The sequence below is a fragment of the Brevibacterium sp. RIT 803 genome, assembly GCF_016892625.1.
Taxonomy (GTDB): Bacteria; Actinomycetota; Actinomycetes; order Actinomycetales; family Brevibacteriaceae; genus Brevibacterium.
In genome coordinates, this window is record NZ_JAFEMW010000001.1 from 1,522,561 (window position 1) to 1,543,361 (window position 20,801).

Genomic DNA, 20,801 nt, shown 5'->3' on the forward strand with positions numbered 1-20,801 from the left:
TCGGGAGCACCGCCGCTGTCAGAAGTTCGCGACAGCAGCGGTGGCAACCGGTCGAGCTCAAGGGGAAGCTTGATTCTCACGTTTCGCAATGTCTTCGCCATTGGTAACGAAATACATACATCTATAACGAAACGGTGACACAACTCACATTGAGCTTTAATCTAGTCCATCCTTCGACCTTTGAGGTAACAAATTGATAACAACCGATACTTAGTCGATTGCGCAAGTATTGAATTCAAATGCCTACACCAAGTAGAATCTGACCAGTGATGAACAACGAACCAACAACCCCCGAGGCTGTCCATGAGCCCGACCGCCGGACGATCAGACGTTGGCAGCGATACCTTGCGAATGAGCGGCTCGAAGAGCGTGTCTACCGCAATCTGGCCGAGCGTCGCACCGGCGAAGATCGGGAGATACTCCTCGCTCTTGCCACCGCCGAATCCCGGCATCAGGAACATTGGATCGACCTCCTCGGCGAGCATGCACAGAAGAAGCGGGCCCCCGATCTGGTCACCCTGAGCCTCGCGTTTCTGGGTCGGATGTTCGGGTCGGTCTTCGTCCTCGCTCTGGCACAGCAGTCGGAGACGAGTTCACCCTATGACGACGACGAGGCGGCATCGGCAGAGATGGCCGCCGACGAGCGGATCCATGCCGAGGTTGTACGCGCTCTCGCCGCCCGCTCCCGGGCCCGCCTGTCGGGCAATTTCCGGGCCGCAGTCTTCGGCGCCAATGACGGGCTCGTGTCCAACCTCGCGCTCGTCCTCGGTGTCGGCGCCGCCGGGGTGGGCAACCACGTCATTCTGCTCACCGGCGTCTCCGGCCTGCTCGCCGGTGCTCTGTCCATGGCGGCTGGGGAGTACATCTCCGTCCGATCCCAGCGCGAGCTGCTCGATGCGTCGACCCCGGACCCTGAATCGCGCCACGCGCTGGCCGATCTCAACATCGACGCCAACGAGCTCGCCCTCGTCTTCCGCGCCAGGGGCATGGACTCCCCCGAAGCCGATGCTCGAGCACATCGGACGATCGCCGCAGCCAAGAACAAGAACGCGGCTCCTCAGCTGCCCAGCCTCGACTCCGGAGTCGACCGCGACGAGCTGGGCACCGGCTTGGGCGCATCGCTGTCGAGTTTCGCCTTCTTCTCCTCGGGTGCCCTCATCCCGATCCTGCCCTACATCTTCGGCATGTCCGGCCTGCCCGCCGTGTTCCTCTCTGCCGGCCTCGTCGGCATCGCGCTCCTCTTCACCGGCGGCACCGTCGGCTTACTCTCCGGAACGGCTCCGGGACCACGCGCCCTGAGGCAGCTTGCGGTGGGATTCGGCGCAGCAGCCGTGACATACGCCCTCGGCCTTCTGTTCGGCGTCAGCGCGGGCTGACCACGGATTCCGCTCCGCACAGGCTGAGCGCAGCAGCCTCTCGGCGCAGGTTTTCCGAGAACCTAGACTGTCTGCATGACCGATATTCTTGTCCTGATCGACCCTGCCGCGTCTACCGTCGAGGTCGCCGATCTCGGTGCCCCACAGCTCCCCGTCACGGACCTGTCGGCCCATCGTGGCGACGGCATCTTCGAGACCGTTCTCGTGCGCATCGACAACGGCGTGACCGTGGTGTCTCGTGAACGCCATTTCACACGATTCTGCGCATCCGCCTCGGCGCTGGGCCTGCCCGATCCGGACCCGGAGCTGTGGGACTGCGGCCTCGACACCGTGATCGCCGAGGTGCGCGCGGCCGATCCGAGCCTCACCGAGTTCGGGGTCCGCTACGCGCTTTCACGCGGAACCCAGAACTCAGACGGGAGTCAGAGCCCACGAGGGTGGGCCTTCAACGTTCCCGTCGACGAGAAGATCACGCGAGCACGCGCGCAGGGCATCTCCGCCATCAGCCTCGATCGCGGTTACGACGCCTATCTGGGAAGCAAGGCACCTTGGCTGCTTATCGGGGCGAAGACCTTGTCCTATGCGGTCAACCAGGCCGCTGGAAGATATGCGGCGGAGCAGGGCGCAGACGAGGCACTGTTCGTCTCCCACGATGGGGTCGTCCTCGAGGGACCGACGTCCAACCTCATCATTCGCCGAGGCGACCGCCTCCTCACGCCGAATCCGGAAGCAGGGCTGCTCTCGGGCACGACCCAGCGCCTGATCTTCGACCATGCGGGAGAGCTCGGGCTCAGTGCCGAGTATGCGGACTTCGGCCTGAGCGACGTCGTCGAGGCCGATGGCGCTTGGTATGTGTCGTCGATGCGCACGGCCGTGTCACTCAATCAGGTGGACGGGAACCCGATCCCGCGAGACGAGGACCTGACTGCGGAGCTTCAGAGACTGATCATGGCTGGCTGACGCCGTCGGCCGAGTCCGCTGCCGACCGCCTCGGTGCGTGCCGGTTCGCTGCGAAACGGCCTGTTTCCAGTCGGCTCGTGTCACGACGGCCGGTCTCGGAACGATTCGATGCGGTACGAGGAGATGGCACGACCACCGTCAGGACCAGCGCGAGGATGCACGCCCCGCAACCGGCGAACCACAGGATCCAGAAGATGTCGGCGAGCAGCGGGAAGAGACCCAGAACGAAACTCAGCGCGCCGAAGGCGAACAGCCCGGTGATGACCGCGACTTTCCATCTGCTGAGCATTCCAGCTCCTCTCGTGCACTGAAGCTTCAATCTATCGCTCGCAAGCGCGCGCCACATCCCTCGAAAGTATGAAGTTCTGCCTCATGCGTATGAATGGGTCTCCTGCGCTAGTGTGGTCACGTACGGATTCGCACCCCAGCGACATCTGGGCGGCGGAGCATCGCCGCAGGCACAACGTCTAACGAAAGGACACGAGCATGGGAAAGCTCGCATGGCAGGTCATCGGCGTCGGAGCGCCCATCGTGGCAGCATTCGCGGCTCGAAAGGCGTTGACCTTCACTTGGGAGAAGGCGACCAAACGACCAGCACCGAACAACCCCGTCGATGACGAGATCTCGATGTCCGAGGCTCTGGCCTGGACCATCGTCTCCGGCGTCGGCGTCGCAGTGGCACAGCTCGTCGTGCAGCGCATCGCCGCCAGCACCGTGCGCAACAGCTTCGGCGACGATGCTCTGCCCAAGAAGTTCCGCAAGCAGATCGAAGAAGGCGTCGACTGACCAGTCGGCTCCATTGAATAATCAGCATCGCTGACTATTTGAATAATCAGCATTGCTGACTATTCGCCCTGTTGCCAGGTCGGAATCGCTGGCCTTTCAGTCGTAGAGCCGGTCGATGATCCCGGCCAGATCCGCAACGGCGATCTGGCCGGGTGCCGACGCCTCACCCAGCTGCGCGAACGTCGCGCAGCTTCCGAAATCCGCGCCCATGACCCGACTGGTTCTGCCCAACCGACCCATAGAGATTCCGAGCACCGGAATCTCAAGAGTCTCCTCGGCGAGCGCAGTGGCTCGCAGGAGCCCCGCAACATCCGCACGGGTCACCGGCATCATCGCTATCTTCGCCACATCTGCCCCGGCCGCAGCCATCCTGGTGAATGTGTCTGCCAACGCCTCTGCCGAGTCCGTTCCGGCGAAGTTGTGGTGCGAGGCCACCACCGACATGCCCTGGTCATGTGCCAAGTCGATGAGTTCTGCCGCACCACGGCGAGCGATTTCGACATCGAGTGCCCACGTGACACCCGCAGTCCCACCCATTGCCTCGGAGATCCCGGCCTTGTCAGGCAATCCGGTCACGATTGCTCTGAGGATCTCTGTGTAGACATCTTCGCTGACCTCGGCATTGCCGCCCTCGAACCCCGTGCGCAGTGTGATGAGCACCGGCAGCCCAGCCGTGCTCGCGTGTACCGCCAAGCCCAGGACCGCCTCGGCGAGTTTCCGGGGATCAATCGGGACGGCCATGTGCCTGCTCTCGTCCGCGACACAGTCGATCACGGCATCGATGCGCCATTCGACGACGTCGACGACTCCCGTGTTCGCGATGGCACTGCACTGTCCTAGGATCTCCTCGGGCACGGTTGCCTGGACGGGAACGATGATGGCCGGGCGCCGCGAGTCAGCAGCTGTGGACGAATCGACAGCAGCCCGGTGACCTACGGCATCATTGAGGAACGGCAATTGCTTCATGGCCCAAGCCTAGGTGCTTGGGCCGGCGCACCAGCGAAGAGGAACACCACGTGGAGACCAGGGACCAGCTCACCATCACCGCTCGAGACGGATTTCCGCTCGCGATCCAGGTCAGCGGCCCACCGGAGGCGCCTGCCCTGCTCCTTCTCCAGGGGCAGTCGAACTCTCATGAATGGTGGGACGAACTGCGCTCGGACTTCGAACCGCAGTTTCGCACCGTCACCTTCGACTATCGCGGCACCGGCGGCAGCCGCGGTGCGCTGAGTGAACTCTCGACGGCAAGCTTCGCCGCCGATGCCGCCGTGGTTCTCGACCATGTGGGCATCACCCGCGCTGCCGTCTACGGGACGTCCATGGGTGGGCGAGTCGCCCAGATGCTGGCTGTGGACTACCCTGAACGCGTCGGCGCGCTGGTTCTGGGGTGCACGACACCCGGAGGGCCGAATTCGGTGAGACGGCCCCGGGAGGTGGGCCAGAACCTGGCGCGACTGCGCGGTCGTGAACACACCCAGTACCTGTTCTCACTGTTCTACACCCCGAACTGGACCGTGGCCCCGAGGTACAGCAAACTCCTCGGCGATGACACGATGACTGCCCAGGAGTCCGCGGCACATCTGCGCATCAGTGCCCGTCACAATGCGTGGGAGCGCCTGCCGGAGATCACTGCACCGACGCTCATCGTCCACGGCGACGACGACCTCATGAACCCCGTCGCCAACGCCCACCTGCTGCATGAGCGCATACCGAACTCCCGTATCCGCATCTGCCCTGGAGGTCGGCACGGCTTCTTCGAAGAGTTCGCCGAGGTGGTCACTCCGGAGATCATCGGATTCTTCAGCGCCGGCTCTTGAACAGCTCTTCCTGAAGAGCCCCTGACTCACGGCCCCATCTCCCCGGAGAGCTGACAACCTCGTTCACCATCAAAATTCCGCATTGTGTAACAAATCGGATAAGGCCATACCTATATGCCTCAAGAGCGGTTTGTAACAATCAAGTAACGCATGAGTTTACATCACCCCAGGTCAGAGCATCCGTCAAGTTCGCCACTCCGTGTTCTATCGACAAAACTACTACCGAAAATCCTGAACAAAACTACAATAGGGAGTGAGATATCCGTGTGCGGTGAGGCGAGTGAGCGATCGACCCAGTTCGGATCGACCACCACCGCATCGCAAAACGGGGGTGAAGCCTCTCGTTCTTGCGGAAGTTCAAGAATGTAAGGAGGAATCACGTGAGCGTAGTCAAAGCGTCAAACGTGTACAAGGTCTTCGGCAAGCGCCAGAAGGAAGTCGTCAAGCGTCTTGAAGAAGGTGCAGATCGCGACGACCTCACAAAACTCGGCACAGCAGCGGTCATCGATGCCAGCTTCGAGGTCGAAGCGGGTGAGATCTTCGTCGTCATGGGCCTTTCCGGTTCCGGCAAGTCCACTCTGATCCGCACACTCAACGGACTGTGGGCTCCGACCACCGGGTCAGTCGAAGTTCTGGGCACAGACATCGCCAAGATCGATGCGGCGGCTTTGCGCAAGGTACGCAGCGAACACATCTCAATGGTCTTCCAACACTTTGCGCTGCTCCCGCACCGGACGGTTCGCGACAACGCTTCCTATGCACTTGAGATCCGGGGGACGGAGAAGGCCAAACGCGACGAAGTCGCGGACCGCTGGCTGAAAGCCGTCGGTCTCGAAGGCTGGGGAGACAAGTACCCCGAGCAGCTCTCCGGCGGCATGCAGCAGCGTGTGGGTCTGGCACGAGCACTCGCTGCCGAGACCGACATCCTGCTCATGGACGAGGCATTTTCTGCACTGGATCCGCTCATCCGACGCGAGATGCAGGAGCAGCTCGTGGAGCTGCAGGGCGAGCTCAAGAAGACCATCATCTTCATCACCCACGATCTCAACGAGGCGATGTTCCTCGGTGACCGGATCGCAGTCATGCGCAACGGGCGCATCGTCCAAGTCGGCACACCAGAAGAGATCCTCACCGATCCCGCCAATGACTACGTCGCACAGTTCGTCCACGACGTCGATCGTGCCCGTGTCCTGACAGCGAGCAACGTGATGGAAAAGGCACGACAGGTCGTGACCAACCAGAACGGGCCTCGTGTCGCTCTGCGCAACATGCGTGAGAGCAATGCTTCGGCGATCTACGTCACCGACCGCCACCGCAAATTCCTCGGTGTCGTCAGCGATCGCGACTGCATCGACCATCTCCGCAATGGCGGAAACACTCTGGACGAGATCATCCAACCAATGACGACATCGGCATCACCCGAGGATCTGCTCATCGAGCTGTTCCTCCCATCCTCGGAGACCCCTCTTCCTGTACCAGTGACGAATGACGACGGGCATCTCGTCGGGGTCGTCCCCCGAGCGACCCTGCTCGCCGCCTTGGGCAACCAGAACGGCGACGGAGAGCAGACCACCCACGATGACGCCAATCTGGAGTGGACTGCACCAGTGGACACCGGACTCATCGATCAAATCCTCGCCGAGACGGATGATGCGTCAGAAACCGGAGCGGCAAGTGGGAGGGGTGATCTCTAATGGAGAACATCAGAATCCCAGTGGGAATCTGGGTCGACACCGCCTTCGATTGGCTCAAAGACAACGTCGCCTGGTTCTTTGACTTCATCACGTTCCTCTTCACCTTCCTCATCGATTCACTCACCAATGTGCTGGTCGATCTGCATCCTCTCGTCATCATGATTCTGCTCGCGCTCATCGGCTGGGTTCTGCGTTCCTGGCAGATGGCGCTGGGGACGCTGATCACGTTGTTCTTCATCGTGACGATGGATCAGTGGGTGCCCTCGATGCAGACACTGGCACTGGTCATCATTGCCGCGGTCATCGCAGTCATCATCGCAATCCCGGTCGGCATCCTGGCGGCCAGGAACGATACGGCCTCTGCCGTGATCCGCCCCGTGCTCGACTTCATGCAGACAATGCCCGCATTCGTCTACCTCATTCCCGCTGTCACCTTCTTCAGCATCGGTGTGGTGCCCGGCCTCGTGTCGACGGTCATCTTCGCCCTGCCTCCAGGTGTGAGATTCACCGAACTCGGGATTCGCGGAGTCGACTCGGAGACGGTCGAAGCCGGTCAGTCCTTCGGTGCGACACCGGGGCAGATCCTCAGGGGCGTCCAACTGCCGCTGGCCACGCCGACGATCATGGCCGGCATCAACCAGGTCATCATGCTTGCTCTTGCCATGGCCGTCATCGCCGGCTTCGTCGGAGCCGACGGCTTGGGCAAGAACGTCGTCGAAGCGGTCGCCAGCCAGAACCTGCCGCTCGGCGTCGAATCCGGACTCGGTGTGGTCATCATTGCGGTCTACCTCGACAGAGTGACAGCCGCCTTGGGCACGGCGAAGGACTTTCCCAACTCACTGATCGCTACGTTCCGCAACCGGAGCGCAAAGAAGAAGGCCACTGCTGCACAGGCCTGACCATCCCCAGCCGTCACAGACAAGAATTGTCGAATACAAGAGAAAAGGAACATGCAATGAAGAATAGATTCCTCACCACATTCGTCGCCGGAGTCGCGGCTCTCGGCCTGGCCTTGACCGGCTGCTCGCAGGAAGCCGCTCAGGACGACGGCGGAAGCGGAGACAAGGGCGATATCAAGCTCGGCTATGTCACCGGTTGGACCGATGGTCAGAGCGTCTCGCTGCTGCTCGAGGACCAGCTCGGAAAGCTCGGCTACAACGTCGAGACCGAAACCTTCAGCGACGCCGCAGTCCTCTACGCCGGCATCGCCAACGGCGACGTCGACATGTACCCTTCGTCGTGGCCCGAGGTCACGCACAAGCAGTACATCGACAAATACGGCGACGATCTTTCTGATGTCGGCGCATACTACGACAACGCTGTGCTCACCATCGCGGTGCCGAAGTACATGAAGGACATCAACTCGATCGAGGACCTCAAGGGCAAGGGCAAGGACTTCGACGGAAAGATCATCGGCATCGAGCCCGGCGCCGGTCTGACCGCGGCCACGAAGAAGATGATCCCCGATTACGGCTTGGACAAGGAGTACGAACTCGTCACCTCGTCGACCGCAGCCATGCTCACCGAGCTCGGCAATGCCACCGACGCCAAAGAGGACATCGTCGTCACCCTGTGGCGCCCGTTCTGGGCGAATAACGCCTACCCGGTCAAGGACCTCAAGGATCCGAAGGGCGCGATGGGCGAGGCGGAGAAGCTGCACTTCACCGGCACCAAGTCATTCGCCGAAGATTTCCCTGAGGCCGCTGACTACATCGGCAAGATCAAGCTCGATGACAAGCAGTATGGTGACCTCGAGGATCTCGTCGTCAATAAGCACAAGGACGATGGCGAAGCAGCCATTGCCGAATGGCTGAAGAGCAACCCAGACGCCTACGAGGGTGAGATCGCCGACGAAGAGAAGTGATCCAAGTTCAGGGAATCAGATCATGATGCCTTGAACCCATTCGAAAGACCCTTCGGCTCATTCACAAGAGCCGGAGGGTCTTTCGCAGAATGGTGAACGAACTCAGCGCCGTGCCCCTCAACAGCACCCTATGGCCCGGCCATAATAACGCGCTAGATTTGCACCGACAGGGAGGAGATGCGTGACGATGAGTTCGTACGAGTTCCATGCCGAGGATGATTCTTCTCAAGCTACGACGGGCACTCCCGTCGGCCCCATCACCGTCACCAGCAACGGGCGGTCCATCACCCGAGTCACTTGGCGAGAGCCGGACACAGAATCCGGCCAGGTCGACGACACCGATCTGGGCACTGCTGGCCCCGACGCTGACCACACTGACCCTCTCCTCGCCGAAGCACTGCGACAGCTTCGCGACTACTTCGACGGAACCTTGACCACCTTCGATCTGCCCCTGGACCTGGGGCAGATCTCGGCGACCGCGCGGACGGTGCTCACCACTCTCGACGAGACTGTTGGGCCCGGCACCACCGTCACCTACGGCGAGCTTGCCCGGCGCAGCGGGACGGGAATCCCCGCACGGGCAATCGGCAGCATCATGGGCATGAATCCACTCCCGCTGGTCATCGCCTGCCATCGAGTCGTGGCCAGCGATGGGCTGGGCGGCTACTCCGGCGGTCGTCGCGGCGAGGGGCTGGCCACCAAACGCTGGCTGCTCGAATTCGAGGATGCGCTTCCACCAACACTGTTCTGAACAGCTTCACCCCTCGAAGAGGCTCTGTCCGATGTACTCCCCCTCCTTGATGCCCGGCGGAATCGCCCACACCGTCGACCCGATCGGTGTGGTCCACTCATTGAGCAGATCCACCTCGGCGAGGCGGCGTTGGATCGGCAGGTACTGCCGGTCGATGTCGGCTTGGAACGATGCGAACAGCAGTCCGGCCTCCTCCCCCGCGCCCGTCTCGTAGTTGAACGTTCGCCGGTGGATCTGAATTTCCGGACCCAGCCCATCGCGGGCCCTGGCCACATGCGAAGCCGCCGAGATCTTCGTCAGGCCGCGCTTGTCGACCGCGGTGAAGTCGGGAGCATCGAACTCGTCAGTGCCCGACAGCGGTGCGCCTTGATCGAGGGTCCGTCCCGTCGCGAACTCGCGTGCCGGCCGGTCAGCCCTATCCCAGGTGTCCAGGTTCATTGCGATATCGCGCAGCACCAGCGTCGTTCCCCCGCGCATCCATTCAGGCAGATGCGCGCCGAGGTTGTCCGGCGGTTCCCCGCGCGCGGAGTACACCGCATCATCCCGGCCGGTGCCCTGTCCCCAGATGATGCGCGCGAAGTCCTCAGATCCGGATCCCGGATTGGCTGTCCCATCCAACTGTCCGAAGAGGTTCCGTTGAGTCTTCCCCTCTGCCTTGCTGCCGTAGGAACGGCGGAACCCATCCTTCTGCCAGGCCACCTCGGCGAAGGTCCGGGAATCCTTCCACAGCATCCTTCGGGCATGTGCCAAGGTCAGCGGATCGTCACCGCAGATCTGCAGCAGCAGATCCCCTGTGCACAGGTCCGGATCGAGAGCATCGATCGGAAACTTCTCCAGCGGACCCAACCAGGTCGGTACGGATTTCTGCCCCGCCAACTTCACGATGCCGCGTCCGAATCCGAATGTGACCGTCAGTCGCGCCGGGTCGTGGGCGAGTTCGGGTTCGGAGTCGGCCAGTGGGCCGCTGCCCTGCGTCAGGGCGGCGGCATCTGCCGTGAGCAGTCGAAGCCAGCGGACCACCTCGGCGACGTTGATTCCGGGTTTCAGCGTCAATGCGAGGAAGTGCGCATGAGCCTGCGGAGGAGTCTCCACCCCGGACTGGTGAGGGGCGTAGAAGGGTTCGGTGATCGGGCCGTTTGCTCCTCTGAGATCCCGGGACGGCGCGGCCTCGGCACGGCCGCCAGCACCGGAGCGTCCCACACCGAAGCCTGCGACAGCCCCGACTACTCCCGACCCTCCGGCCGCGGCCGCCGATGCGATGAGGCGTCGGCGGCTGAAGCCGTGAGAATCAGAAGAGGCATCTCTGGACGTGGGCTCAGTGGTCACCGCTGTCCCCGTGGTCCATCTCGTCGCGATCCGCATCCCCGTGATCCATGTCCTTATGGTCCATGTCATCATGGTCGGCGCCGTCACCTTCGCCATCGGCCTCACCAGGGGCGTAGTTCTCCTGCGCGCCCGAATAGTCCTTGGCGATCGCGGTCACCGGGAAGCTCTGCTGATCGGCGGTGACGAGCTCCAACGAGATCTCCTCACCCGGCTTGATCGGCTTCGCCAAACCCATGACCATGATGTGATCGCCCCCGGGCTTGAGACTCAGGGACTGACCCGCAGGGATCGCGAAGCCTCCCTTCTTCTCCTGCATCGACATTCCTCCCGAGTTGTCTTCGAGAGTCTCGTGGAGTTGGACCTGGTCGGCGTCATCGTACTTCGCGGCGACGAGGTTGATGTCCTTGTCGCTGTTGTTCTTGAGTTCTCCGAATACAGCGGTCATGCCGTCGTCGGCGGCCTTGACCCAGGCGTTGTCGAGACTCAGGGAGTCGACGCTGACCTGGGAGCTGCTCGCTTCTTCGGGCTCGCTCGCCTGGCTCTGGTTACAGGCACTGAGCCCGATCATGAAGGCGACTGACATGGTGGCCATCAGGGTGGTGTTCTTTCGCATTTCGTCTGCACTTTCAGCTTGTCGGTGCAGCCGGGCACAGATCGCGGCGTGCGTCGACGCGGACGCGGTCGGGCGCCGACCCGATCGGGCGCGATCAGTCGCATGGACACGATCGGGCACACGGCACGGGTCGTCTGCGACGGTGCATGGCTGTCACCAATGATGTGTGAGTCGGCGGGGTCTGCGCCGATGGTGAGATTCTGAGCTCAGACGAGAGCGGGCGGTCCGCGTCGGTAGTTCGGGCCGACGACGGCAGTGGTGATGGCCTGTGGCAGATGGAACTCGCCCTGGACGAGTCGGGTCGGGAATTCGGCCAGTACCCCGACCGCCTCGGCGAGTGACCGGAGTGCGGTGACGACCGGTCCCAGCGCCAGCTGCAGGATGGTGAGGATGATGTCTTCGCCGCGTTTGAGGGCCACCGCGGTGACGATGACCGCGGCGATGTGAGCGAGCACCATGGCCAGGCTCGCACTCGAGCCGTCACCGGCCATGTGCGACATCGGATGAGACATCGACCCAGCCTGGCCCAGGTCGAGGGCACCGGTCCCGTGGTTCATGTGCTCGTGGCCCATGGCTGTTCCGGCCGTCGTTGCACCGGCGGAGGCGGGTGCGGCGGTGAACCAACCCATCGACAGGTGCATGAGGATCTGGCCCAAGCCGAGCAGCGATCCCAATGCCAGATATCCGAGTCGACGACCAGCGAGGATCATCGCGGCCCATAAGGCGAAGACGAAGACGATCACGGTGCCGACGAACGAGGTCGTGCCACCGGCGCCGACGTGCATAAGCACGGCCAGCAGAGTCGTCATGAGCGCGGCGAAGAGAGCACGAACCGACTTGTTCGACCCGGTCATGCCTCTCCTCTCTTTGGGCTGCTCGCGCAGATGGCACCGTGGCTGAGCCTCAGGAGACTCAAATCTTCTACACAGTGTAGAACCAACATGGTCTATGGCGCCAGAGCGACCCTGTCACCACCGAAGAGGAACAGGTCCTCAGCTGAGCTGCGTTGCTCGGTGCCCTCGGAAATCACATCCGAAGCCAAGTGTCAGCGGTCTTCTTGATCATGGCTCCAGCCTCTTCAGCCGAGTCCAACCAGGTCACGGGGTGGCCTTCGGGGTCGATCACCGCGTCGGAGAGGACGATGACGTCGAAGTTGCAGACGAGAGCGGCCATCGCGGAGGCACGAACCGATCCCGGAAGATCGCCGGCGCCGGTGTCGTCGGGGGCGCCTGTGTCGTCGGGAGCGTCGGCGTCATCCGTGCTGCCTGCGCCGTCCGGGGCAGCTGCCTCGTCGGGAGCAGCTGCGTCGACCGGGGCCTCAGCATCTTCGGAATTCGCGACTGTGGTGACGTCTCCGCCGGCGATGACGATGCGGTCAATGCCCATGTCGTGGAGACCGGGAGCCAGGTCTCGGATGCCGTCAAAGACGTCAGGCTTCTCCGAACGCAGCACGAGGTCTTCTTCGTCGGGCACGAAGATGGACAGTTCCTCATCATCGACGTCGACGAGTTCCTCCTTCGTCGAGGCGAAGATGAGGACACCGCCGACGGTGCGAGTACGGCCGACGATGTCGACTAAGATCTCGGCATTGTCGTCGGAGATGTAGCTGGCGTCGTCGGTGTCGATGAGGAGCAGGGCATCCATATCTCCTATCGTGCCATGTTCTCTGGCCGGATGCTCATGTCCGCGTTCAGCAGCAGGTGATCGGAGGACATTCCCACGCGCAGCCGACTGAGCTCATCGTCGGCGATGACCCCCAGAGCCCGCAGCGGCACCAGGCTCGCGGCCCGGACCGCCTCAAGTGGGGTCATGCCCACCTCGGTGACTGCTCTCATCACCGCATCTTCCATGGTCAGGGTGGAGCCGGCGATGGACCCGGTCGAACCGTCCTCGCCCAGCAGTCGCGCCACGGAATCCTCCACCTGCACCGGCAGAGATCCGAGCATGTACCGCCCGTCGGCCATCCCTGTCGCGGCCATGGCATCGGTGATCAGCGCGATCCTGCCGGGCACCAGGCGCGTCAGCATCCTTGCGGGGGCGGTCGCCACGTGCACCCCGTCGTTGATGAGTTCGAGCGTGACGTGTCCTGCCTCGATCGCGGCGAGGATCGGACCGGGCGCCCGGTGGTGGATGCCGCACATCGCGTTGAACGTGTGGGTGAGGATGCTTGCGCCCGCGTCGAAGGCACGGGCCGCTTCCTCGTAGCCGGCTGCTGTGTGCCCGATGGCCACGCTCACCCCCGCCGAGGTGAACCGTGAGATCGCGTCGAGCGCTCCAGGCAGTTCGGGGGCGATCGTGATCTGGGCCAGTGTTCCGTCAGCAGCCGTAAGGATCGATTCGACCGCCTCGGGGGTGGGGCTCGTGAGCACTTCGGGTGCGTGGGCGCCCTTGAAGTCCGGTGACAGGAACGGCCCTTCGGCATGCAGTCCGAGCACACCAGGCTTCTCCCTCACGAGCCTGGCTCCGGTCCTCAGGGAGCCGCAGAGACCCTCGATCGTGTCCGAGACGAAGGAGAGGGCGAGCGCCCGGGTTCCGTGCCGGCGGTGGACGGCGAGCACCTCATCGAGTCCGTCATCCCCGTCCTCGGCGCTGGAGCCGCCAGCTCCATGGCAGTGGATGTCGACATAACCGGGGGCCAGGTACGCACCTTCTGCATCGATGGTCCTCACTCTCGCCGAGGTGCTCAGGTCCTGCCAGCCCGAACCGCGGCCGCGTGCGATGACGATTCCCCCGGCCTCGGCAAGCCAGTCATCGGCCGTATCCACGGAGAAACCAACCGGATCGCCGTCGAGGATGATGGCATTGCGGATGATCGTGTCCGCGGGTGTCGTCGCGTTCGCCTGGTCGCTGGCTGTGGTCATCGGTCCGATTTCCGCCTTCACCCCAGTGTGCGGTCGCGTTGGGCGTCGACATCGAGGACGTGCCTGTCGAGGAACGCCAGGACCGTGCGATACCAGACCTCGGCATTGCCGCGACCGGTTACCCAGTGTCCTTCGTCGGGGAAGTACAGAAAGCGATGCTGCGTGTGCCCCTCCGCGTCCAGCGGTGTCTTCGACCGGGACAGCAGGTCGTACCAGAGTTCCTGCCCCTGCCCGATGGGCACCCGGTAGTCCTTGTCACCGTGGATGACGAGCATCGGCACCTCGATCCGGTCGGCGAACAGGTGCGGCGAGTACGTCCCCGACTGCTTCCGCATGGCCACGTCCCAAGAGGCGTTGTCCGTGGTCCGTACCATCGACGTCGTGTTCCACAGGGAGGCGTGCGTGATGATGCATCTGAACCGTTCGCTGGTGTGCCCGGCCACCCAGTTCGCCATGTACCCGCCGTAGGATCCGCCGGCCAGAGCGGTGCGCTCGCCATCGATGTCGGAGCGTTCGATGGCCGCATCCGTGAGTGCGAGGATGTCAGTGAACGGTGCCCCGCCCAGTTCCTGCTGGCCGCGGTCGATCATTGACTGGCCGTAGCCGGTGGAGATCGCCGGATCCGGCAGCAGCACCGCATATCCGGCGGCCGCGAACGGTCCCGGATTCCACCGATACGTCCACGAGTTCCAGGATCCCCAGGGCCCGCCGTGGGCGAATACGACGAGTGGGAACGGACCTTCCCCGTCGGGCAGAGCCAACCAGGCTCGCACCTCGGTGCCGTCGTCACCAACGGCGGCCACCTCGGTGAGGGTGCCTGCCCCGTCGATGACGTTCGCGGGATTGGCGAGCTCGCTGATCTGGCCCGAGACCAGGTCGATGGCGATGGGCAGTGGTGCAACATCGATCGCCGAGGCGGTCGCCACGACCGTGATTCCCTGCACCTGCAGTCCTGAAAAGGCATATTTCTGCCCCGGACCGCCCACGAGCCGCCGAGGCTGTTCGTCGTTGACATCGCCGATGAAGACACTGCCGCGCCCATGGTCGTCAGCGGTTGCCACGATCGTCGAATCGTCGGCCCAGACGGGGTCGAACCAGTGATCGGCTTCGGGCCAGACTGTCGCTATCGACCCTGTGTCGAGGTTAAGGAGCATGAGCGTTGCGGACAGGTTCGTCTTCGACGTCCAGAACTGCTCGCGGGTGACCAGGGCATGGGTTCCGTCTGGGCTGATCGCCTCGACGCCGAAACCGTGGTCGACGGAAGCCTCGACCAGCAGGCGGGGTGCACTGTGTTTGTGAAGGTCGATCTGCCAGATCTCGCTGGCCTCGAGCTGACCTGGGATCGGCTTCTCGACCTGGACGAGAACGAACTGCGCTTCGTCATCGACGGCCCAGTCGACGAGCCGTCCCGAGGGCAGCGTCAGGTAGCGAAAGGTGAGTCCGGTAGAAGCGGCTGTGGTCGAATCTTCGCTGAAGCTGCTGACCCCGGCAGCCGGGTTTGTGGTCGTGGCACCGTCGGACGTGGTCGTGGCGCCGTCGGACGTGGTCATCTCGGATTCAGCAGCGCCCAGTGTGGCGTCGGGGGCGAGGTCCTCGTCGAATTCGTCGGTGACCTCGGTCAGGTCTGCGACCGCGAGGGTCTCCTGCCCTGGGCCCAGGTCATGATCCCAGTAGCGGATGGGGAAGCCGGTGTGGAGGATTCCGCTGACCTTCGATTCTCTGCGTTCCTGACTGTATTCCTGGTGTTCGTCCTCGTTCGCGGCCCAGCTGTGCACGGGGAACTGCACGATCATGGAGAGGCCTTTGACCTCGATTCGGGAGAATCCGCCGTCGTGATCGGCGAGCTTGCGTGCTTCCCCAGTCTCCGGCAGAGCCCAGAGGCTGGGGCTTTCGGCATCCTTGCCGTCTTCGCCGGTGCGCTTGGCCGCGAAGTAGACGGTGCCCGAGTCGCTGACGGCGGCTGGGCCGATGGACTGATCGCCGCGGGTGATTCGGCGCGGTCGTTCACCGCCGATATCTGCCAGGTGGGAGAGATAGCTGCTGCCCTCGGCATTGAGGAAGGAATACTGGGCGATGACTCGGCCGGTCTGATTCGTCAGGAGGCCTTGCAGCCGGCGCGCATCGAGGAGAGCAGTCACAGCGTCGTTGATCGTCATAGGACCATCCTAGGATCATCGTCGACGGTCGGGCATGCAGACTTCTATTTGAATCTCGGCGCGGGAACCTTCTCGCCGTCGATGGTGACCGTGGGCAGCATCTGCTTGAACTCCTCTGCCGCGTCCGCGTCCGTTTCGAGAGCGCGCATCTCGACGCCGATATCGACGAGGCGCCCATTTGTCTGGTATCCGATCCGGGTCCCGTACATGACTGTCGGCTCCTGGTTGATCGCGAAGATCTCCGTCGGGCCGAGCACACCTTGGTAAGACCAGTAGGAGCCGGCCGCGAGGCTGCCCGTGCGCTGAGACATCACCGAGGAATCCGGTTCCGCGAACGTGTACTTCTTCTTCGCATCGACAATCGACTGTGGAGACTCGTCGTAGCCCTTGCTGCAGGTGATGAGGATCGTGTCGGCGTCGGTGACGGAGGTGCCGCGGGAGAAGGAGTGGAAATCGTCGTTGGCCGATCCCTGGGTCCAGTCATCTGTCATCGCAACGCTGACGTCGACGGGGCATTCGGCGCCGAGGTTGACCGAGACTTCCTTCATCCCTTCGGGGATTCCGTCGTCGGGGGGTGCCGTGGTGGGGTTCTCGCCGGCCTTCTTCTGCACTGCCACACGGACGGGACCGGTATCCCGTTCTGCGGTGCGGATCTGCAGAGCCGAGCAGCCGCTGAGCGCAAGGCTGATCAGTACCGCTCCTGCCACGACTGTTCGCACCTTCGCAGCGTGTGTCATCACCGTTCTTCCCTCGACCGCAGCTCACGGCGGCTCAGTGGCTGCTGCCCCGAATCAGGCTGCTGTGCTTGAGGCGGCTGCGGCGGAGGCTGCGGCGGCTGCCAGGCCCGTTGCGGTCCCGGTTGACTCCCATAAGGTTGCTGCGGTCCCGACTGACTCCCGTAGGCCTGCTGCGGTCCCGGCTGACTCCCATGAGGCTGCTGCGAACCCGACTGCGGACCGCCGGCACCCTGCACCGGTCTCGACTGGGGTCCAGGTTGGGGCCCTGACTGCGGCGCTGCCTGTGGGTTCCCGGGTGACCGGGCCACGCCTGGGCCGGGCTTGAACTGGGAGTGCTGACCAGAGTCCGGTGGGAAACCGCCGCTCAGTGATTCTCCGGTCGACCGGTGGACGAGTGCACCGTCGACCCGCTCGAGGCGTCGCTTCGAGGTTCTGCGTGGTGTGCCCAGGATCCGTCCCTGGAGCTCCGCCTCGTTGGGCTGCCGGGGAGGCAGGAAACCGGGAGTCTGCCCCGAGTCGGGAAGCTGCACTGGCTGGACCGGATGAGATCCGGCCGCGGCATGCCCGACCTGATCGGCCATAGGCGGCACCGTCACCTGCGCGGCGTCGCCGAGGACCGGCAGCACCATACGCACCGAGGTGCCCACACCTTCTTGGCTGAACAGCTGCACCGAACCGCCGTGACGAGTCACAATCGCCCGCACCAATGACAGGCCCATACCGGAACCAGCCACTGCACGAACGCGCGAGCCGCGTGAGAGTTCGTCCCACACCTGCTCCTGCTCGGTCAGCGGAATGCCGCTGCCGGTGTCGGCCACCTCGACGACGACCCAGCGGTGGCTGTCGATGATCTGCTCATTGGCACGCAGTTCGACGACTTCGGCCTGCGAGGAGTACTTGAGCGCATTGCCCAGCAGGTTGAGGATCGCCGTGAGCAGCAGATCTTCCTCACCAGCGACGTCGGGCAGACGCCAGGGGGCACGGGCGACCGTAGCCACGATCATGCGATCTTCGGCGCCGGGTGCCGTCGATGCATCCTCGACGGCCTGGTGGATGAGCCGATCGAGATCGACTCGGGAGTATTCGATGATGCGCGTCTCGACGTCGGCGAGCTTGCGCAGGTCGGCCAGGAGGCGTGCGACCCGGCGCGAGGAGATGTCTACCTGTTTGGCTGAGGATTCGACTTCGGTGATCGAGCCGCCCTCACGAACGACGTCGCGGATGCTCGCGGCCGAGGTGCGCAGAGCGGTCAGCGGATTCTTCAACTCGTGGTCCAGTCGGATGAGCATCCGATTGCGTTTGGCCAGGGAGTCCTCACTCGCCGCTGTCTCGATCGACTCCTTCAGTGCGGCCTCGCGTCTGCGCAGATGCCTCCAGGCGAAGAAGGCACCGACGGCCAAGCCTGCCAGCACGAGGAACAGCAGGAGCAGGAACAGCCAGATCTGGATCTCGAAGACCAGAAAGTTCGTCATGGTGACCTCTGACCATCTTCGCCTCGGACCTCACCGACGAATCTGTAGCCCCGACCCTGCACGGTGGCGATCCACCGAGGTTCGGCGGCGTCCTCCCCGAGGACTCGGCGCAGTTCGGCCACACGGGAATCCACCGCACGTGTGCCCACAGCTTCTTCGAAACCCCACAGGATCTCAAGCAGACGGGACCGTTCGATGAGTTCGTCCTTGTGGACCATGAGGTATTCCAGCAGGGTGAAGCCCTTGGGGGTGATGACAAGTTCACGATTGCCCATCCATGCGCGCCTGCCCACACGATCGACCCGCAGGCCGAAGCTCGACACCAGCACCGGAGCGGTGGCCAGGGGCGGCCCATCTGTTCGGGTCCGACGCAGCACTGCGCGGATGCGCGCCACGAGCTCATGTGGGTCGAAGGGCTTGTTGAGGTAGTCGTCGGCGCCCTCTTCGAGTGCCATCGCCCGCTCGACGGCTTCTCCGACTTGGGTCAGCAGCAGAACGGGGACCCAGTTCTCCTCCTGGCGCAGTCGTCGCAGAACCTGTCTGCCATCGGCACCGGGCATGAGTACGTCGAGGACGCAGACATCGGGATTGTGCCGGTGGATCTCGTCGAGGGCCAACAGGCCATCGCTGGCGGCGAGCACCCGAAAGCCGGAGCGTTCGAGGAAGGGGACAACGGCGCCGAGGACATCGGGTTCGTCGTCGGCGACCAGCACCAAGGGCTGGGGATCATGCTGAGTGTCAACCGTCATTGTGGTCCGTTCCGCTTCCTCTTCTGCGTTCCCACGCGGCTTCCCTGGCTTCTGCTCGATCGACCGCCTCGGCGAGCTCATCTCGGTACAGCATAGAACGACGCAGGTGCTTGGTGCGATAACCGGCGCGTCCGACCATGTGCGTGGCCACGGGAATCGTGACGAGTTGGAACGAGATGACGATCGCCAAGGTCGTCACCGTCGACCACGCCGGGTACTGGATCGCAATCGCGACAGCCACCATCAGCAGCCCCAGGATCTGGGGCTTTGCACTCGCGTGCATGCGTGAGAGGAGATCGCCGAAGCGCAGCAGACCCAACGCGGCAGCCAGCGACAGCACTCCGCCGAGGAGGATGAGCACCGCAGAGATGATGTCGAGGATCATCGGCGTCCCCCTTCGTCTTCTTCCGGTTCAGGTCCGGTGCGCTCACCGTCGTCGGAGTCCTCGGGTCCCGAGTCGGGTCCCGTGCCCATCCCCTCACCCTCAGCATCCGGGTCGGCGACCGGTTCGGCGCTGAGGTCGGCGCCGGGGTCGGTTCCTTGATCGAGTCCCACGGTCACAGGCTCTTCGTCTTCCTGCACGGTGATCGCATCGGGTCCGTCGGCGACATCGGAGATTCCGCGGGCCACGTCATCGGGCCACTCCTCACCGACCGCGGATTGTGCCTGCTGGCGGGTCCCGGTGTCACTGTCCCCCTCGGCGTCATCGGCTGATTCCTTGGGCATATGCCAGTCCGAGCTGGAGAAGTCACTGAGTGAGCCCACCTCGGCGCCGGGGGTCATGGAATCGGACTTTGACACGTACCGGGAGACGCTGACGGAGCCCACGAACCCGAGCATCGCCAGCACGATGAGCACGGGCAGGAGATCCGTGCGACCGGAGAGAGCCATGAACCCGCCCAAACCGCACATGATGGAGGCCAGCACAACGTCGGTGGCGATCATGCGATCGAGGATCGAGGGCCCGCGGACGATGCGGTAGAGGGCGATGATCGCCGATGTGGCCAGCAGCACCGAGGCTGCGACGATGAGGGTGTCGAGGACGATCTGGCTCATCGGGCACCTCCGCGTTCATCGGCCATCGGATCGGGATTGACCTTCAGCGCGGCGAGGTCACGGTGGGAGCCGAGGGCTTTGATGAGCAGCTCTTCGATATGGTAGACCAGCTCTTTGGCGGCGAGGACCTTCTCCTCGGAATCGCAGTCGAGGACGTGCAGATAGAGGACGCCCAGCGCCCGGTCGCTGTCGACGATGATCGATCCGGGGATGAGGCTGGCTGTGTCGGCTACGAGTGTCATCAGAAGGTCCGAACTCGTGCGCAGGTCGCAGGCGATGACCGATCCGGCGCCCACCGCGCGCGGTCGGAATGCGTACCAAGCCACCTCGACAGAGGCGATGATGAGCGAATAGAGGAACCACAGTCCGTAGCTGAGGGCGTGGATGATGTTGAACCTGCCGGAGAGCACCACCGGCGGCAGGTAGAACACGCGGGTCACGACGAAGGCGAGGATGATGCCTGTGATGATGTGCATGAGCGACACCGCATCCCAGAGCATCACCCACAACAGGACGAGGAAGAACACCAGAACGAGCTGTTGGACGAAGCTCCTGCGTTTCGTCATCCGAGGCCGGTTGGGAC

22 protein-coding genes are annotated in these 20,801 nt (G+C 63.5%); 8 read left to right on the top strand and 14 right to left on the bottom strand.

What is annotated here, in order from left to right:
• Positions 1-269 precede the first annotated feature (269 nt).
• Together JTF07_RS06835 and JTF07_RS06840 are read left to right on the top strand one after the other, a co-directional pair.
• Complete coding sequence (locus JTF07_RS06835; protein WP_204233632.1) at positions 270-1,376, top strand: VIT1/CCC1 transporter family protein; 1,107 nt, start codon at positions 270-272, stop codon at positions 1,374-1,376.
• Between the two features lie 75 nt (positions 1,377-1,451).
• Positions 1,452-2,336, top strand: a complete 885-nt coding sequence (locus tag JTF07_RS06840) for an aminotransferase class IV (RefSeq protein ID WP_204233466.1) — start codon at positions 1,452-1,454, stop codon at positions 2,334-2,336.
• On the opposite strand, the gene JTF07_RS06845 is transcribed toward JTF07_RS06840, so the two are convergent.
• Complete coding sequence (locus JTF07_RS06845; RefSeq protein WP_204233467.1) at positions 2,323-2,625, bottom strand: hypothetical protein; 303 nt, start codon at positions 2,623-2,625, stop codon at positions 2,323-2,325. The genes JTF07_RS06840 and JTF07_RS06845 overlap by 14 nt on opposite strands.
• Before the next feature lie 197 nt (positions 2,626-2,822).
• Between JTF07_RS06845 and JTF07_RS06850 the strand changes: the two genes are divergently transcribed.
• Positions 2,823-3,122, top strand: a complete 300-nt coding sequence (locus JTF07_RS06850) for a DUF4235 domain-containing protein (RefSeq protein WP_204233468.1) — start codon at positions 2,823-2,825, stop codon at positions 3,120-3,122.
• Between the two features lie 96 nt (positions 3,123-3,218).
• On the opposite strand, the gene aroD is transcribed toward JTF07_RS06850, so the two are convergent.
• Entirely contained in the window at positions 3,219-4,088 is an 870-nt protein-coding gene (gene aroD, locus JTF07_RS06855; protein ID WP_252199371.1) for a type I 3-dehydroquinate dehydratase, read from the bottom strand.
• A gap of 50 nt (positions 4,089-4,138) precedes the next feature.
• Between aroD and JTF07_RS06860 the strand changes: the two genes are divergently transcribed.
• The 5 genes from JTF07_RS06860 to JTF07_RS06880 all read left to right on the top strand — a co-directional run bounded on the left by JTF07_RS06860 (position 4,139) and on the right by JTF07_RS06880 (position 9,248).
• On the top strand, positions 4,139-4,939 hold the full coding sequence (locus JTF07_RS06860) for an alpha/beta fold hydrolase (RefSeq protein WP_204233469.1): 801 nt from the start codon (positions 4,139-4,141) through the stop codon (positions 4,937-4,939).
• 380 nt (positions 4,940-5,319) lie between these two features.
• The gene (locus JTF07_RS06865; RefSeq protein WP_204233470.1) at positions 5,320-6,633 is read left to right on the top strand and encodes a quaternary amine ABC transporter ATP-binding protein; all 1,314 of its coding nucleotides are present in this window, start codon (positions 5,320-5,322) and stop codon (positions 6,631-6,633) included.
• Complete coding sequence (locus tag JTF07_RS06870; protein WP_204233471.1) at positions 6,633-7,532, top strand: ABC transporter permease; 900 nt, start codon at positions 6,633-6,635, stop codon at positions 7,530-7,532. The genes JTF07_RS06865 and JTF07_RS06870 overlap by 1 nt, the downstream gene beginning before the upstream one ends.
• Before the next feature lie 56 nt (positions 7,533-7,588).
• Positions 7,589-8,497: a glycine betaine ABC transporter substrate-binding protein gene (locus JTF07_RS06875; protein ID WP_204233472.1), complete on the top strand. Its 909-nt coding sequence runs from the start codon at positions 7,589-7,591 to the stop codon at positions 8,495-8,497.
• A gap of 187 nt (positions 8,498-8,684) precedes the next feature.
• Positions 8,685-9,248 (top strand): methylated-DNA--[protein]-cysteine S-methyltransferase, encoded by a 564-nt coding sequence (locus JTF07_RS06880; protein WP_204233473.1) that lies wholly within the window; start codon positions 8,685-8,687, stop codon positions 9,246-9,248.
• A gap of 6 nt (positions 9,249-9,254) precedes the next feature.
• Here the strand turns inward: JTF07_RS06880 and JTF07_RS06885 are convergent, their stop codons facing one another.
• From JTF07_RS06885 to JTF07_RS06940, 12 genes are all read right to left on the bottom strand, one after another.
• Entirely contained in the window at positions 9,255-10,574 is a 1,320-nt protein-coding gene (locus JTF07_RS06885; RefSeq protein WP_353843893.1) for a Dyp-type peroxidase, read from the bottom strand.
• Positions 10,564-11,187 (bottom strand): copper chaperone PCu(A)C, encoded by a 624-nt coding sequence (locus tag JTF07_RS06890; RefSeq protein WP_204233475.1) that lies wholly within the window; start codon positions 11,185-11,187, stop codon positions 10,564-10,566. The genes JTF07_RS06885 and JTF07_RS06890 overlap by 11 nt, the downstream gene beginning before the upstream one ends.
• A 206-nt stretch (positions 11,188-11,393) precedes the next feature.
• Complete coding sequence (locus JTF07_RS06895) at positions 11,394-12,041, bottom strand: hypothetical protein (RefSeq protein ID WP_204233476.1); 648 nt, start codon at positions 12,039-12,041, stop codon at positions 11,394-11,396.
• Between the two features lie 172 nt (positions 12,042-12,213).
• Positions 12,214-12,831, bottom strand: a complete 618-nt coding sequence (locus JTF07_RS06900) for a hypothetical protein (protein WP_204233477.1) — start codon at positions 12,829-12,831, stop codon at positions 12,214-12,216.
• 5 nt (positions 12,832-12,836) lie between these two features.
• Entirely contained in the window at positions 12,837-14,048 is a 1,212-nt protein-coding gene (locus tag JTF07_RS06905; RefSeq protein ID WP_204233478.1) for an N-acetylglucosamine-6-phosphate deacetylase, read from the bottom strand.
• A gap of 17 nt (positions 14,049-14,065) precedes the next feature.
• Positions 14,066-16,204, bottom strand: a complete 2,139-nt coding sequence (locus tag JTF07_RS06910) for a S9 family peptidase (RefSeq protein WP_204233479.1) — start codon at positions 16,202-16,204, stop codon at positions 14,066-14,068.
• A 44-nt stretch (positions 16,205-16,248) separates the two neighbouring features.
• Positions 16,249-16,941 (bottom strand): hypothetical protein, encoded by a 693-nt coding sequence (locus tag JTF07_RS06915; protein WP_204233634.1) that lies wholly within the window; start codon positions 16,939-16,941, stop codon positions 16,249-16,251.
• Entirely contained in the window at positions 16,941-18,413 is a 1,473-nt protein-coding gene (locus JTF07_RS06920) for an ATP-binding protein (protein WP_204233480.1), read from the bottom strand. Before JTF07_RS06920 ends, JTF07_RS06915 begins: the two co-directional genes overlap by 1 nt.
• Positions 18,410-19,162 carry a response regulator transcription factor gene (locus JTF07_RS06925; RefSeq protein ID WP_143923889.1) on the bottom strand — a complete coding sequence of 251 codons (753 nt, stop codon included), beginning with the start codon at positions 19,160-19,162 and terminating at the stop codon, positions 18,410-18,412. The genes JTF07_RS06920 and JTF07_RS06925 overlap by 4 nt, the downstream gene beginning before the upstream one ends.
• Complete coding sequence (gene mnhG / locus JTF07_RS06930) at positions 19,152-19,547, bottom strand: monovalent cation/H(+) antiporter subunit G (RefSeq protein ID WP_204233481.1); 396 nt, start codon at positions 19,545-19,547, stop codon at positions 19,152-19,154. Before mnhG ends, JTF07_RS06925 begins: the two co-directional genes overlap by 11 nt.
• Positions 19,544-20,218 (bottom strand): monovalent cation/H+ antiporter complex subunit F, encoded by a 675-nt coding sequence (locus JTF07_RS06935; RefSeq protein ID WP_204233482.1) that lies wholly within the window; start codon positions 20,216-20,218, stop codon positions 19,544-19,546. The genes mnhG and JTF07_RS06935 overlap by 4 nt, the downstream gene beginning before the upstream one ends.
• Entirely contained in the window at positions 20,215-20,784 is a 570-nt protein-coding gene (locus JTF07_RS06940; protein WP_213018590.1) for a Na+/H+ antiporter subunit E, read from the bottom strand. Before JTF07_RS06940 ends, JTF07_RS06935 begins: the two co-directional genes overlap by 4 nt.
• Positions 20,785-20,801 lie beyond the last annotated feature (17 nt).

Bases quoted from the DNA above. Each gene is read 5' to 3' on its own strand.
- JTF07_RS06925 (WP_143923889.1), bottom strand. From the start codon at position 19,162: ATGACGGTTGACACTCAGCATGATCCCCAGCCCTTGGTGCTGGTCGCC.
- aroD (WP_252199371.1), bottom strand. From the start codon at position 4,088: ATGAAGCAATTGCCGTTCCTCAATGATGCCGTAGGTCACCGGGCTGCT.
- JTF07_RS06940 (WP_213018590.1), bottom strand. From the start codon at position 20,784: ATGACGAAACGCAGGAGCTTCGTCCAACAGCTCGTTCTGGTGTTCTTC.
- JTF07_RS06835 (WP_204233632.1), top strand. From the start codon at position 270: ATGAACAACGAACCAACAACCCCCGAGGCTGTCCATGAGCCCGACCGC.
- JTF07_RS06880 (WP_204233473.1), top strand. From the start codon at position 8,685: ATGAGTTCGTACGAGTTCCATGCCGAGGATGATTCTTCTCAAGCTACG.
- JTF07_RS06920 (WP_204233480.1), bottom strand. From the start codon at position 18,413: ATGACGAACTTTCTGGTCTTCGAGATCCAGATCTGGCTGTTCCTGCTC.
- JTF07_RS06895 (WP_204233476.1), bottom strand. From the start codon at position 12,041: ATGACCGGGTCGAACAAGTCGGTTCGTGCTCTCTTCGCCGCGCTCATG.
- JTF07_RS06905 (WP_204233478.1), bottom strand. From the start codon at position 14,048: ATGACCACAGCCAGCGACCAGGCGAACGCGACGACACCCGCGGACACG.
- JTF07_RS06910 (WP_204233479.1), bottom strand. From the start codon at position 16,204: ATGACGATCAACGACGCTGTGACTGCTCTCCTCGATGCGCGCCGGCTG.
- JTF07_RS06900 (WP_204233477.1), bottom strand. From the start codon at position 12,831: ATGGATGCCCTGCTCCTCATCGACACCGACGACGCCAGCTACATCTCC.
- JTF07_RS06840 (WP_204233466.1), top strand. From the start codon at position 1,452: ATGACCGATATTCTTGTCCTGATCGACCCTGCCGCGTCTACCGTCGAG.
- JTF07_RS06875 (WP_204233472.1), top strand. From the start codon at position 7,589: ATGAAGAATAGATTCCTCACCACATTCGTCGCCGGAGTCGCGGCTCTC.
- JTF07_RS06890 (WP_204233475.1), bottom strand. From the start codon at position 11,187: ATGCGAAAGAACACCACCCTGATGGCCACCATGTCAGTCGCCTTCATG.
- JTF07_RS06870 (WP_204233471.1), top strand. From the start codon at position 6,633: ATGGAGAACATCAGAATCCCAGTGGGAATCTGGGTCGACACCGCCTTC.
- JTF07_RS06850 (WP_204233468.1), top strand. From the start codon at position 2,823: ATGGGAAAGCTCGCATGGCAGGTCATCGGCGTCGGAGCGCCCATCGTG.
- JTF07_RS06845 (WP_204233467.1), bottom strand. From the start codon at position 2,625: ATGCTCAGCAGATGGAAAGTCGCGGTCATCACCGGGCTGTTCGCCTTC.
- JTF07_RS06935 (WP_204233482.1), bottom strand. From the start codon at position 20,218: ATGAGCCAGATCGTCCTCGACACCCTCATCGTCGCAGCCTCGGTGCTG.
- mnhG (WP_204233481.1), bottom strand. From the start codon at position 19,547: ATGATCCTCGACATCATCTCTGCGGTGCTCATCCTCCTCGGCGGAGTG.
- JTF07_RS06915 (WP_204233634.1), bottom strand. From the start codon at position 16,941: ATGACACACGCTGCGAAGGTGCGAACAGTCGTGGCAGGAGCGGTACTG.